General features: G+C 68.7%; 8 protein-coding genes, 3 tRNA genes and 1 pseudogene. 2 read left to right on the top strand and 10 right to left on the bottom strand.

Annotated elements, in window-relative coordinates; genetic code table 11:
• The 3 genes and pseudogenes from Q5923_RS06550 to Q5923_RS06560 form a co-directional block, all read right to left on the bottom strand.
• A pseudogene (locus Q5923_RS06550) lies at positions 1 to 448 on the bottom strand (tRNA 2-thiouridine(34) synthase MnmA); the annotation flags it as partial.
• A complete protein-coding gene (locus tag Q5923_RS06555; RefSeq protein WP_303132976.1) occupies positions 448 to 1758 on the bottom strand; it encodes a cysteine desulfurase family protein in 1311 nt (436 codons plus the stop codon). The pseudogene Q5923_RS06550 and the gene Q5923_RS06555, both read right to left, overlap by 1 nt.
• Complete coding sequence (locus Q5923_RS06560) at positions 1755 to 2657, bottom strand: putative ABC transporter permease (RefSeq protein WP_009277816.1); 903 nt, start codon at positions 2655 to 2657, stop codon at positions 1755 to 1757. The genes Q5923_RS06555 and Q5923_RS06560 overlap by 4 nt, the downstream gene beginning before the upstream one ends.
• A gap of 329 nt (positions 2658 to 2986) precedes the next feature.
• Here Q5923_RS06560 and Q5923_RS06565 point away from each other — a divergent pair.
• Together Q5923_RS06565 and Q5923_RS06570 are read left to right on the top strand one after the other, a co-directional pair.
• Positions 2987 to 3062: transfer RNA gene (locus Q5923_RS06565), tRNA-Gly, on the top strand.
• 40 nt (positions 3063 to 3102) lie between these two features.
• A tRNA-Cys gene (locus Q5923_RS06570) sits at positions 3103 to 3176 on the top strand.
• 85 nt (positions 3177 to 3261) lie between these two features.
• Here Q5923_RS06570 and Q5923_RS06575 read toward each other — a convergent pair.
• The 7 genes from Q5923_RS06575 to Q5923_RS06605 all read right to left on the bottom strand — a co-directional run bounded on the left by Q5923_RS06575 (position 3262) and on the right by Q5923_RS06605 (position 13782).
• Positions 3262 to 3993 (bottom strand): anti-sigma factor antagonist, encoded by a 732-nt coding sequence (locus Q5923_RS06575; protein ID WP_303132978.1) that lies wholly within the window; start codon positions 3991 to 3993, stop codon positions 3262 to 3264.
• 172 nt (positions 3994 to 4165) lie between these two features.
• Positions 4166 to 6382 carry a SpoIIE family protein phosphatase gene (locus Q5923_RS06580; RefSeq protein ID WP_040656635.1) on the bottom strand — a complete coding sequence of 739 codons (2217 nt, stop codon included), beginning with the start codon at positions 6380 to 6382 and terminating at the stop codon, positions 4166 to 4168.
• A 103-nt stretch (positions 6383 to 6485) separates the two neighbouring features.
• Positions 6486 to 6576: transfer RNA gene (locus Q5923_RS06585), tRNA-Leu, on the bottom strand.
• A 127-nt stretch (positions 6577 to 6703) separates the two neighbouring features.
• Positions 6704 to 8485: an ABC transporter family substrate-binding protein gene (locus Q5923_RS06590; protein WP_303132980.1), complete on the bottom strand. Its 1782-nt coding sequence runs from the start codon at positions 8483 to 8485 to the stop codon at positions 6704 to 6706.
• A gap of 166 nt (positions 8486 to 8651) precedes the next feature.
• A complete protein-coding gene (gene pepF / locus Q5923_RS06595; protein WP_303132981.1) occupies positions 8652 to 10448 on the bottom strand; it encodes an oligoendopeptidase F in 1797 nt (598 codons plus the stop codon).
• Positions 10449 to 10623: 175 nt separating this feature from the next.
• Positions 10624 to 12666 carry an ABC transporter ATP-binding protein gene (locus Q5923_RS06600; RefSeq protein ID WP_303132983.1) on the bottom strand — a complete coding sequence of 681 codons (2043 nt, stop codon included), beginning with the start codon at positions 12664 to 12666 and terminating at the stop codon, positions 10624 to 10626.
• 69 nt (positions 12667 to 12735) lie between these two features.
• A complete protein-coding gene (locus Q5923_RS06605; RefSeq protein WP_009277822.1) occupies positions 12736 to 13782 on the bottom strand; it encodes an ABC transporter permease in 1047 nt (348 codons plus the stop codon).
• Positions 13783 to 13786: the final 4 nt, after the last annotated feature.

The raw sequence follows: 13786 nt of genomic DNA on the forward strand, positions 1-13786 counted from the left end.
CGCCCGCCTGCGGCATCGCCGCCGCGACCCCGGACGGCGCGCCCCCCTCGCCCAGCTGCGAGCCCACGCGCGCGTAGTGGCCCGTGGCCACGTAGTCCGCGCCCTCCGCCAGCGCGCGCTGGGCAAAGGTCCCAAACTTCACGGTCTGGTTGCACATCACGTCGGGGTTAGGCGTGAGGCCGCGAGCGTAAGCGTCGACGAGATAGTCGACCACCGTGCGCCGGTACTCCTCCTCGCAGTCCCAGACCTCGAGGCCGATGCCCAACGTCACCGCGACACGCTCGGCGTCCGCCAGGTCGTCCGCCCAGCGGCAGCGGAACCCCGGCAGGTCGCGCGACCAGTTGCGCATGTACACCGCACGCACGTCGAAGCCCTGCTCCACGAGGAGCACGGCCGCCAGCGCGGAGTCAACGCCCCCGCTCATGCCCAGGCACACCGTCTTCGCCATCAGCCCCTGCCTCCCCGCCATCGTCCGCCCGCGGCCCCCAGCGCCGCCGCGCGCTCCGACATCGCAGCGTCATCCAGGCCGAGGCGCACCGTCTCGGACCGCACGCAGCGCACGATGGCCCGCGTGCCGTACGCGACCTCCTCGGGCGTGCTGGGCCGGCCCAGCGTGAGCCTCAGGCTCCCCTGAGAGAGGGTCGGCGGCATCCCCAGCGCCTCGAGCACGTGGGACGCCCGCATCTTGCTCGCCGCGCAGGCCGAGCCCGTGCCCACGCTGACGCCCTCGCGCTCGAGCAGCACGACCAGGCGTTGGGCCTCGAGTCCGGGAAGCGAGAGGTGCAGCAGCCCGGGCAGGCGCAGCCTCTCTTGCCTGGGACCGCTCACCACGCACCAGGGCAGCTCGCGGCGCAGCTCGGCCTCCATGCCTTGTCGCAAGCCGCGCAGGCGCGCCTCCTCCTCCCGGCGCAGGGCCTCCGCGAGCTCCAACGCCCGCGCGAAGCCTACGATGCCGGCGACGTTCTCCGTCCCGGAGCGCACGCCGCGCTCCTGCCCGCCCCCCAGCACCAGCGGGCGCAGGCGCACGCGGTCGGAGCACCAGAGCAGGCCCACCTGCTTGGGGCCATAGATCTTCGCCGCCGACACGGTGACCATGTCCGCCTCGAGGGACGAGACGTTCACGGCCAGCTGACCCGTCGCCTGGGAGGCGTCCACGTGCAGCAGGAGCTGGCGCGGCTCCCCCGCCTCGAGCCTGCGCCGGCGCTCCGCCGCGACCAGCCGTGCAAGCTCGCGCACGGGCTGGACGCAGCCCACCTCGCCGTTTGCCAGCTCGAGGCTCACGAGCTCGGTCTGGGACGTGATGGCGGCGGCCATGGCATGGGCGTCCACGCGCCCGTCCGCGGCGACCCCCACCAGCGTGTGCGGCCGTCCCTCGGCGACGCGCAGGACGCTCTGGTGCTCGATGGCATCGGTGACCACGTGTCCGTCCGTCGCGGCGAAGGCCAGGTTGTTGGCCTCGGTGGCCCCTGAGGTCAGGGTGATGCCATCTGCACGGGCGCCTAGCACCAGCGCCAGGCGACGGCGGGCGTCCTCGACGTCGGCACGCACGCGGCGCGCGGCGGCGTAGGGCGACGAGGGGTTGTGGAAGCGCTCCGTAAGGTAAGGCAGCATCGCCTCGAGGACGCGCGGGTCGAGGGGCGTGGCGGCCGCGTAGTCCAAGTAGGCCTCGCAAGGGGCGACGTCAACCCCCGTGCCGCGCGTCGTGGGAGGCACGGGCGAGCGCTCCTCTCCCATGTTCCCACCAGCCGAGGCCGTCACAGCTCCCTCCCCACCACGAGGTTCTGGAAGCGGTTCGACATGAACTCGTCGGTGTAGTGGACGTCCACCCAGGCCTCGAAGGCGTTGAGGGGCGGGATGCCGGCGTCCCTCTCGGCCCTCCTTTGGAAGCACGCCACGGTCATGAGGATGTCCAACGCCAGGTAGGCGGCGAGGAGCACCACGAAGACGACCTGCCGTCGCGTCGTGGGGCTGCCGATGCGGTACAGGGCCTCGGGCATGATGAGCTTGGCCCACACCAGCCCGAGGAGCCCCCAGGCGACGAGGAAGCGCCAGGCGACCCACTGGGTGATGTGGTCGGGCAGGTGGGCGTAGGTCCAGGACTCTGCGCTGAACAGGGTCTGCATGCCCCAGCCGGTCAGCTGCTCGAGCGCACCTCCCAGGGCCAGGGAGGCGAGGAAGACCTGCCAGTCGCGCGCGCCCCTCTCCCGCAGGCCAAAGCTCACGAGGGTGAGCAGCACGGCGCCGAAGCCGTACAAAGGCGAGAACGGTCCCCATACCAGCCCCACGCGGCTCTGGGTGAGCCCGGCCGTGATGAGCATCCAGAGCTCCTCGAGGACGAGGCCTGCCATGGAGCCGATCACGAAGATGATGACCACCTGGTACCAGCCCACGTGCAGGTCGGCCAGGAAGAGCTCGCGGTCCATGAGCTGGGCGGCGATGACCTCTGCCTGCTGGGCTCGCGTGAGTCGCTCGACGCCAGCGGCCGCGTTCTCGGCCTCTATGTCGGCCCGGACGGCGTCCTGGTTGATGCGGCGCATGTCCACGGCGCCATCCAGCCGTCGGCCTCGGCCGAGCCACAGGAGGAACCACCTGACGAGGCGGGCGATGCCGCGCACGACTAGGAGGATGACGAGCAGGAGGAGGATGTTGAGAAGCATGCGGCTCCGTCTTCTGGGCTGGAATCGGTGCAGACCGGGTTCGGGGTTGGTCGGAATCGGGCACTGGCCGGACTCGAGGCCCGAGGCCAGGGTTGGTCGGGGTCGTGGCCTGAGGCCAGGCGCTGGCCGGGACTCCGCGGTCGCGCGCCAGGCGCCCTTCAGGCAAGGCGCGACGCGGGCGACCCTTCGAGCATAGCGCAGCGGCGCGGGGCAGGTCGATTCAAAAGTTTTTTATCCATATCTAGCTGCGATTTTGCCAGACGAAGAAAGATTTTCAAAATTCGGGCTTGCATCCCCTGAGACGGTCACGTATATTATTCCTCGCGTTCGCGGGCTTGGCGCAGTTGGTAGCGCGCCACCTTGCCAAGGTGGAGGTCGCGGGTTCGAACCCCGTAGCCCGCTCCATGCGAACTAGAAGGCCGGTTTCGATCGGCCTTTTTCATACGGCGAGATGGCCAAGTGGTAAGGCAGAGGCCTGCAAAGCCTTTATCCCCGGTTCGAATCCGGGTCTCGCCTCCAACGAATGCAAGAGGGCGGCCGCTTCGATGGTCGCCCTCCTCTATTTGACCGAAGCCGCCCCGCCCGAGGACCTAGTGCCGCGACCCTACGCCAGCAGCTTCACGATCCTCACCACGGTCCCGCGCCCGGAGGGCTTTCGCGCGATGGTCACCGCGTCCGCCAGGAGGCGCATCAGCCGGATCCCGCGGCCCCTCTCGCCCGAATCAGAGACCTCGGGCAGGTCTCCGTCAGGCCCCAGCTCGTAGCCGCAGCCGCAGTCGCTCACCTCCACGACGGCGCGATCAGGGTAGCGAGCCACCGTCACCAGGGCGCAATGGCCGTCAGTGTGATCCACCGCGTTGCCCATGGCCTCCCCCACCGCCAACGTGAGGTCGAAGGCGGCATCTGCGGCAAGGTTCAGCCTCGCGAGCATCCCCTCCACCCTGCGGCGCGACCCCGCGAGGTCCGTCGGGTCGATGGAGAGGGTCGAGCGCCACTCGGGCAACACGCCGGGGTCCAGCTCCTGGACCTGGGGGCGGTCGCCGCAGCCAGACACGGGCGCGAAGTCGACCAGCCGGGCGATGCGCAGCGAGCGCAGGACGCGGTCGCTCGCATTGGTGATGGACATGAGGCCCCCCACCTGCCTCATGCGGCGGACCTCCCTGAAGATGAGTGCCATCCCCGCCGAGTCCACGAAGCTCATGCCCGAGAGGTTGAGCACGATGCGCCGGCAGCCTCCGTCGATGAGGCCGTCGAGCGTTCGCCTCACCTCGTCGACCGAGCTCACGTCGAGGTCATGGTCAACCGGCACCAGGGCTATGTTGGAATGCTCCTCCATGTGGCTCTTTTGCCCAAAACGGACGGGCGCAAACGCGCGCGAGGCGAGAGAATCGGCCAAACCGCCCGAAGCCGCGTGCCTCGCGCACGGCTTGTGGGCACGTCCTGCCCCCGCCCCCTCCTCGCGGCAGCCGCGTCCGGGCCACTCCCGCCTCATGGCAGGCGCGCACCGGCTACTCCCCCGCCCCCCGCACGTCGTCGAAGCGCAACGACACCATGGCCACGTCATCGTCCAGGTGGCGCTCGGTAAAGCTGTCCAGATGGCTCAGCAGTCGGTCGAGCACGCCCTCGAAGCCACGGGGAAACTCGCTCATCACCGCGTCACGCAAGCCGTCCTCCCCGAAGAAGGAACCATCCGTCGCGCGAGCCTCGGTCGTCCCGTCGGTGTAGAGCAGGAGCATGTCCCCCGGCTCCAGGCGCACGGAGCCGTTGCGGTAGCGCATCTCGTGGAAGGCCCCCACCACACCGGACTGCACGTCCAGGGTCTCCACCTGGCAGGAGCCCGCACGCACCAGGATCGCAGGCGGATGCCCCGCCGAGCAGTAGGTCAGGGTGCCTGCGGCGAGGTCGCACACGCCCACGAAGAGCGTGGCGAAGGTCTCGAGCCTCGAGAAGCCCAGGAGGAAGTCGTTGAGCAGGCGCACCATCCGGGCGGGGCTCAGACCCTGCCAGGAGTAGGCGCCCAGTGCCGTCCTCACCGCCGCCGAGACCGAGGCGGCCTCGACCCCCTTGCCGCTCACGTCGCCCATGATCACGCAGGAGCGCTGGTCGGGCAGGCGGATGAGGTCGTAGAAGTCCCCGCCTATGACGGCAGTGGCGGTGGCGGACGAGTAGATGCCCTGCGCGGTGATGCCCGGCACCCGCTGGAGCTCGTTTCTCATGCCCGTCTGCAGCGCCTGCGAGATGCGGCGGTCCTGGCGGCGCTCCTCCTCCCCGCGCGAGATGTCGCCCAGCCCCTGGGCCACGGTGCGCAGGAAGGCGATCTCGACGTCGTCCAGGGGCTCGCCGTCGGCGGGACGCGAGAGCAGCACGACCCGACGCTCGCCCCAGAGCGTCCCCAGGTCCACCAGCGCACCGAGGGGGGACATCCCCTGCTCCTGCAGCCATTCCTGGAGGCTCGGCGCAAGGCGGAGCGGGAGGACGACCGCCTGGTCTGCGGCGTGCTTGCCCAAAAGGGCGTCGAGGTCCGGGTCGATCCGCCTGGGCTCCCCTCCCGGTAGCTCGAGCGAGAACCCCGTACCGCCGTCCCCGGGGGGCACGAGCGGCAGCACGGCCACCCCCAGGCTCCTGCAGACGCGCTCCGTGGCCTCGTTGGTGGCGGCGCGGGCGTCGTCCGCGGCGAGGACGTGGTCGTGCAGCTGTATGCCCAGCTCGCGAAGCTCCTCCTCCTTGTGCGTGCGCAATGCCGAGAACGCGCCCACGAGCTGCACCGAGAGGTACTGCGTCACGGCGTCCAGGAGCTCCCCGTCCTCGCGCCTCGTGACGTGCGCCTGCTGCCAGCCCACCTCGATGAGGGCAATGACGTGCCCGCCGAACCACACGGGAACGCAGATGAGGCTCGAGAAGGGCGGCAGGTGGCTCGCGCGCACGCGATAGACCTCGCGGGTCTCCTCGTTGACGAGCTCGCGCTGGGTGAGCCTGCCACGCCGGAGCTCCTCCCTGCCGGGAGCCAGCACGCGCAGGCGCAGCGCCTCGCGGGCGCGGACGCTCAGGGCCTCGAGGGTGCTGCCCGCCGGCAGGAAGCGCGGCACGCGCACGCCCCCCAGGCTGGAGCTCACGCCTCGCAGGTGGTACCCGTCGGGCTCGGCCACGTAGAAGACCGTGCCGGAAGCCTCCATGGTGCTGGTGACCTCCTCAAGCACGCGGTCGAAGAGGGTCGTGACGTCGCCCGAGCCCAGGGTCTCGAGCACGATGCGCAGCGTGCCGGAGAGTCTCTTGTTCGCGCGCGACAGCTCCCCCACCAGGCGCTCGTGCTCGCCCCTGGCGGCCTGCGCCGAATCGGCCTGGCGCGCCACGAGGAGGTAGGTGTCCCCGGCGGAGGGGAGGCGCATGCAGCGAATCGCCAGGTCGGCGGAGTAGCCATCGGGGCGCAGGCACAGCACCGACCCCGCGCTCCCGTCCAGGGCGAAGGGCAGGTCCGTGGGCGAGAAGGGCGTCCTGGGCGCCGCCCCCACCGCCGGCGGGAAAAGGGAGCGGACGTCCTGCCCCACGAGCCCGTCGGGCGCGTGCGAGAGGAGCCTCTCTGCCCGCTCGTTGGCGAGGAGGACCCTGCCCAGGCCGTCGAAGGCGAGGACGGCGTCGCTCGTGAGCGAGAGGAGGGCGGCCAGCGCCCCGTTGACGCTGCCCTGGCCGATGCCGTCCACGCGACGCACCAACTCGCCTCTCGCCATCTTCCGCCCCCAAAGTCACGCGCCTCGCTCGGCGCCAACCAAGGCCACACAGAGGAAGCATACATAAGAAGAGAGGCCCACCGAAGGGGCCTCTCGCATTCTCTGGTGTCGGAGGCGGGACTTGAACCCGCACGACCTTTTAGTCAGTCACTAGCACCTCAAGCTAGCGCGTCTGCCAATTCCGCCACTCCGACATGGCTTGCTGCGTCGCAGCAAAGAGTACTATAGCATCCGCCTTTGCCCCGTGGCAACAACTTTTTTGCCTGGGCTGAGGCCAAGGGGACCCCAACCCAGAGGCATCGGCGGATGCCGTCTTGGACGCTACTCCTTGGCCCAGCCGACGTTCTCGGCGACGATGTCCTTCAGAAGCGCGGGACCCCAGTTGGCAAGGCCGGCCTTGCAGGCGATGGCGTCTGCGCCAGCGAACAGGGGGATGAAGGCGTAGGACTTCAGGGCCTCCTTCTCGGCCGCGTTGAAGGCCTTCATCTGTTCGGCGTGGTCGGCGATGCCGGTGACCGCGAGGAACTTGGCGTCGAGCTCGGCGTTGCCGCAGTGGGTGAAGTTCGAGGAGCTCTGGGAGCCGAAGATCTGGCCGCCGTTGTTGTAGGAGGCGGAGCCCGAGGACCAGCCGAAGAGGATGGTGTCCCACTCGCCGCCCGTGAGGGTCTTGGAGAACTCGGAGGAGGGCTTGTTGTCGATGGTCAGGTTCATGCCGGCGTCCTTGGCCATCTTCTGGATGGCTGCGGCACGGTTCTTGACCACGTTGGAGTCACCGATGGCGGTGAAGGAGAAGGTCACCTGCTTGCCGTCCTTGGCGTAGTAGCCGTCGGAGCCCATCTCGTAGCCAGCGGCCTCGAGGGTCTTCTTGGCGGCCTCGGCCTGGGCCTCGGCGGTGGTGTTGGCGGCAACATCCTCGGGCAGGTTGTTCTCGTAGCCATCCATCCAGGGGGCGATCACCAGCGAGCCCATGCGGTCTTCCTTCCAGTTGACTCCCTGGTAGACGATGCCGACGATGGTCTCGGTGTTGATGCACTGCATGAAGGCCTTGCGCACGGCCTCGTCCTTCAGGCCCTCGCGGGTGGAGTTGACCTCGATGACGGCGATGGACTTGGAGTCGGCGCGACGGATCTCGGTGTTCTCCATGCCCACGAAGTTGGAGAGCATCTCGCCGGTGCCGGAGGCGCCCAGCTCGGTGGCGTCGATCTCGCCGTTCTTGAAGGCGTTGAACATCGCCTGGGACTCCATCTGCTTGAAGGTGACGGTCTCCAGCTTGGCCTCGTCGCCCCACCACTTCTCGTTGCGCTTGAAGGTGATTTGGGTCTCGTCGGAGCTGTCGACGACGAAGGGACCGGCCGCCCACTCGTTGTGCGGGTTGTTCACCCAGCCGTTGTTGAAGGCGTCGACCGTCGCCGCGGAGGGGTGCAGGACCCTCTGGAAGAGGTTCTGCCAGGGGTAGTACGGCTGGGAGAAGGTGATGACGGCCTGCTTGTCCGTCTCGCCCTTGACCACGCTCTCGACCTGGACGAAGCCGTCGGTCGAGGAGGGGGTGTAGTTCTCGTCGGCGCCGCTGCAGCACTTCCAGACGGCCTCGATGGAGCGCCAGTCGATGGGCGTGCCGTCGTTGAAGTTCGCCTTGTCGGCAAGGGTGATGGTGGCAACCTGTTTGCCGTCCACCATGTCGGCCGACGCGGACGCGACGAAGTTGGGGTTGGGCGTGAACGCGGAGGCCGTGGCGTCCACCGTGAAGAGCGTGGGCATGTAGAAGTACCAGAACCAGTAGATGTAGACGGTGTTGCCGTTCACGCTGAAGTAGTTGAAGTCAGGGCCGACCTCGGTGACGGGGAGCACGAGGGTGCCGCCGTCCTTGACCTTGTCGCGGCTGAGCGGGTTGTCGTAGGTCTTGCCCTTCTCGGGCAGGGGCAGCTGGTCGATGGGAGTGGTTGCGGGCGAGCCGTTCTGGGGCTCGACGCCCGTGTCGGCGCCGGCGGAGCCGCTGCCGGAGTTGCCCGAACCGCCGCAGCCTGCAAGTCCGAGGCCGGCGAGAGCCGCAGCCGCACCGGCCATGCCCACGAACGAGCGACGCGAGACGATGTTAGAAATCATTTCTCCTCCAATTTCCTGCGCGACGTGCGCACGGCGAAATGCATGCACCCCGACGGATGCCTGTTCACATTTTATTTCAAAAAGATAAAAAAATCCCTGCCCGATTGTTACAAGCTTGTGTACTGGGACAAAGGGGCCGCGAGGTGACCCGCCCTGCGGCCCGTCGCTAGATCAGGCCATCCAGCTCGTCCACGACCTGGCCGAAGCGCACCAGCGCGTCGTCGACCGCCTTGCCGGAGGCCATGTCGACCCCCGCCCCGGCGAGCAGCTCCAGCGGGGGCTTCGAGCTGCCGCCCGCGAGGAAGCCCAGGTAGCGCTCGACCGCCGGCGCGCCATCGGCCAGGATCTTGTCCGAGAGCGCCACGGCCGCGGCGAAGCTCGTCGCGTAGACGTAGACGTAGTAGTCGTAGTAGAAGTGCGGGATGCGGGACCACTCCAGGGCGATGTCCTCGTCCGTCAGGACGGCGGGCCCGTAGTAGAGCTCGTTGAGGGCACGGTAGCGCCTGCTGTTGGCCTCCGCTCCGACCCCCTCCCCCGCCTGGGAGGCGTCGTTGGCGAGCATCTCGAACTCCGCGAACATGGTCTGACGGTAGAGCGTGCCCTTGAACTTGCCGCAGAGGTCGTCGAGGAGGTAGGCGCGCTCCGCGTCGTCTGCCGCATGGTCGAGCAGGTAGCGCATGAGGAGCATCTCGTTGGTGGTGGACGCCACCTCCGCCACGAACATCTCGTAGTCGGCGTAGCGCGTGGGCTGCGCCTTGCTGGCCAGGTAGGTGTGGAGCGAGTGTCCCATCTCGTGCACCAGGGTGAAGACGTCCTCCAGGGTGCCCATGAAGTTGAGGAGGATGAGGGGCGTGAGGCCGCGGCCACCGGAGGAGTAGGCGCCGCTCGCCTTGCCCGGGGTCTCGTACACGTCGATCCAGCGCTCGTCTATGGCACGCCTCACCACGGCGAGGTAGTCCTCGCCCAGGGGCGCCAGGGCCTCGAGCATGAGGTCGCAGGCCTCCTCGAAGCTGTAGCGGCGCTCCGGCATCTTGACTATGGGCACGTAGACGTCCCAGTAGCGGGCCTGCTCGAGGCCCAGGGCACGGGCCCTCAGCGCCATGTAGCGGTGCATGGCGGGGGCGTTCCTGTGCACGGACTCGATGAGGGACTCATAGACGGCGCGGGGCACCTCGGTGGGGGCGAGGGAGGCATCTAGGGTGTTCTTGTAGCCACGGGCGGTGGCGAAGAACTCGAGCTGCTTCATCTGGGCGGCAAGGAGGGCCGCCGAGGTGTTGCGCACGCCACGATAGCTGCCGTAGACGCTCTTGTAGGCGTTCTCGCGCCGCGTGCGGTCGGGGCTGATCAGCGCCGTGCCGTAGCTGCCGTGCGTGATGGGGTGCGCCTCTCCCTTGGAGTCGAGCGCGTCGGCGAAGCGCAGGTCGGCGTCGTTCAGCATGGAGAAGCCGACCTCGGGGCTGGCGGCCATCTCCTGGGCCTTGGCCAAGAGCGCCTCGAGCTCGGGCGTGAGCACGTGCTTGGCGAGGGCTCGGATCTTGTCCAGCGCGCGGCGGTACGTCCCCAGGCCCTCGCACTCCTCGCACCACGCGTCCAGCGTGGCCTCGTCAAGCGAGAGGAGCGCCGGCTCGAACCAGGACTTCGCCGCGTCCACGCTTGCCATGAGCGAGCGCTGGCGGGCGAGCATGTCCTGGTAGCGCCCGACGCGGGTGTCCTCGTCGGCCTTGCGGGCGGCGTACTCGTAGAGGCGGGCCACCTTGATCGTGACCTCGTCCTCGAGGCGGAGGAAGGCGAGAAGCCCCTCCGCGCTCTCGAGCGCCCTGCCCTTCCATGACTCCAGCTCGGCGGGAAGCGCCCGCACCTCCTCGAACGCGGCGTCGGCCGCCTCGTCGCCCACGAAGAGCCCGCTGGTGTCCCAGGTGTACCTCTCGGGGACGTCCGCGCGGGACTTGTAGCTCTCTGCCATCTGATCCTCCGTTCGCGCAGCGCCTGCGCATTGGGATGGGCCGTTCGACCCCAACAACATAGCGCAGGGCGGCCCGCAGCGTCGCGGACCGCCCTGGGAATCCAGCAAAGTGCGCCCCAGCTCCGAATGCCTCTCCCCAAGGGAGACCACGGCAGGCGGAGGAGGGACCTCTCCCCTACCCCTCCAGCGTGGGCAAGAGGCTCGAGGACGAGACGAGCTTCCCGTCCTGGTAGACCAGGCGCTCGCGGGAGCGCTCCACCTTGGGGTCGGGGATGGGGATGGCCGAGAGCAGGGCCTTGGTGTAGGGGTCCTGCGGGTTGGTGAAGACCTCCTCGGTATCGCCCTGCTCCACGATCTTGCCCAGGTGCATCACGGCGACGCTGTCGGAGATGTGGCGGATGACGGCAAGGTCGTGGGCGACGAAGAGGTACGAGATCTTGAGCTGCACCTGCAGGTCCTCGAGCAGGTTGATGATGCCGGCCTGGATCGAGACGTCCAGGGAGGCGATGGGCTCGTCGAGCAGGAGGATCTTGGGGCGCGTGGCCAGGGCGCGGGCGATGGCGATGCGCTGGCGCTGGCCGCCGGAGAACTGGCTGGGGAAGCGGTCGACGTAGTCCGGGTTGATGCCGACGAGGTGCATCAGCTCGCCGATGCGGGAGTTGATGTCCTTCGCGGACCACCTCTGCGCGCGCAGGGGCTCGGCCAGCACGTCGTAGATGGGCATGCGGGGGTCAAGCGAGCTCATGGGGTCCTGGAAGATGACCTGCAGGTCGCGCCTGAGCTCGCGCCTCTCGCGGTTGTTGCGCAGGGTCGCGATGTCGCGGCCCAGCACCTCGATGCTGCCGTGCTCGGGCCTCACGAGGTCCATGATCTGCATGAGGGTGGTGGACTTGCCGGAGCCTGACTCGCCCACCAACGCAAGCGTCTCGCCCTCGTGGATCTTGAAGCTCACGTGGTCGACCGCGCACATGGTGCCCCGGTCGCGGCGGATGAGGCCCTTGCCCTGGATCGGGAAGGTCTTCACCAGGTCCTTGACCTCGAGGACCACCGGGCGCTGGTCGCGGGGGACCTCCGCCCACTTTGCGGGCAGGGGCTCGAGCTCGGGGTAGACCTCCTGGAAGCTCAGGTGGCGCTCGCGGATCTCCGCGAGCTTGTGGCAGCTGACGAGGTGGCCCTTGGCGGCGTCGAAGGGCTCGAGGACGGGCTCGACCTCAAAGCACTTCCCGCTCGCCATCGGGCAGCGGGGGGAGAAGGGGCAGCCCTTGGGGATGGCGGCCAGCGAGGGCGGGTTGCCCTTGATGGGGACCAGGCGATGCTCGGCCGCCACGTGGGGCTTGGGCACGGCGCCCAAAAGGCCCATGGTGTAGGGCTGCGAGGGCTGGTCGAAGATGGTGTCGATGCTCGCGCGCTCGACGGCACGCCCGGCGTACATCACCAGGACGTCGTCTGCGGTACCGGCGATGACCCCCAGGTCGTGGGTGATCAGCACGACGGCGGCGCCCGTCTCGCGCTGGGCCACGGCCAGGACGTCCAGAATCTGGGCCTGGATGGTCACGTCGAGGGCCGTGGTGGGCTCGTCGGCGATGATCACGTCGGGGTCGTTGGCGATGGCGATGGCGATGACCACGCGCTGGCGCATGCCGCCCGAGAACTCGTGCGGGTAGGCGTCCAGGCGTTCCTCGGGATTGGTGATACCCACCATGCGCAGGAGCTCGACGCAGCGCGCGCGGAGCTCCTGCTTGCCCATCTGCGGATTGTGGATGAGGAGGGTCTCCTCGAGCTGCTCGCCGATGGTGAACATGGGCGTGAGGGCGCTCAGGGGGTCCTGGAAAATCATCGAGATGGACTTGCCGCGGAAGGCCGCCATCTGCTCGTCCGACTTGCCCACGAGCTCCTCGCCGTCGAACTTGACGGAGCCGCCCACCTTGGCGTTGTCGTCCAGGAGCCCGATGAGCGAGAGGGCGGTGACCGACTTGCCCGAGCCCGACTCGCCGACGATGCCCAAGGTGCGCCCGCGCCACAGGTCGAAGTTGACCCCGCGGACGGCGTCGACCCTGCCGGCCTCGGTGGCGAAGGAGACCTTGAGGTTGCGCACGCTCATGATGGGGTCGCCCTGGGGCGCGCCCTTGGGGCCGTTGCCCTCGAGGAGCTCGTAGCGAATCACGTCGTCCTGGGGAACCCACGTGCCCCTCGTGCTGTCGTTTGCCTTCTCGGCCATATCTCGCTCCGTAACGTGTCTTGGGGTTGGCGGACGGCACCCGGCGGGGCGCCGCGCCGCGTGCTGGCGTTAGTTGCCCGCGGGCTCCGGTGCCTCCTCCTGCTCGGCCTCGTCCTCGACGCTTCCCGCGGCGCGCGAGTACGGGTCGATGGCGTCGCGCAGGCCGTCGCCGATGAGCTGCATGCTCACGCAGAGCACGATCAGCACGGCGGAGGGGATGAGGACGATCCAGGGGGCCGAGAGCATTGCGGAGGAGCCCTGGCTCAGCAGGTAGCCCAGCGAGGTGTCGGGGGCCTTGATGCCCAGGCCCAGGAAGCTGTAGGCGGTCTCGGAGTTGATGCCGCCTATCACGCCCAGCACGGTGTCCAGGATGAGGATGGAGCCCAGGTTGGGGATGAGGTGGCGCACGATGGTCTTGAAGGGGGACACGCCCATGTACTTGGCGGCGCGCACGTAGTCGCGCTCGCGCAGCGAGAGGGCCATGGTGCGCAGGGTTCGGGCGTAGCCGATCCAGCCGAAGGCGGTGAGGCCCACGATGAGCGTGACCCAGCCCTGGGTGCCGCTGGCGGCGCGGACGACCATGGCTACGAGGAGGAAGCTCGGGATGATGAGCAGCATGTCCAGGAACCACATGCCGATCTTCTCGGGGACGCCGCGCACGTAGGCGATGGAGGTTCCCACCACGGCCGCGATGACGGTGGTGAGCACCGAGTAGATGACGCCGATGACGAGGGAGCGGCCCAGGCCGTGCACCACGCAGGCGAAGAGGTCGAAGCCGCCGCCGTCGGTGCCAAACCAGTGCGTGGCGTTGGGCGGCACGTTGAGGGAGGTGAAGTCCGGGTCGGTGTAGGTGAAGGGGGTGACGTGGGGACCGAAGATGGCCATCAGCACCAGCAGGACGAGGATCACCAGCCCCACCATGGCGCTGCGCTGGCGCACGAAGCGCCTGCCGATGAGCGAGAGGTAGCCTATGCGCTTGACCTCGCCGCCGGAGCCGCCCATCTTGTCGGCGAGGAGCTCGAGCTCGGCGTTGGTGAGCTGCCTGCCCTCCCCGTCGCCGGCCTGCCGTGCGTCGCCCTCCGCCTGGGGAGCGTCCTGCCTGATTTCGTCTGACATCGCG

The sequence above is a fragment of the uncultured Olsenella sp. genome (assembly GCF_959602185.1).
Lineage (GTDB): Bacteria > Actinomycetota > Coriobacteriia > Coriobacteriales > Atopobiaceae > Olsenella_I > Olsenella_I phocaeensis.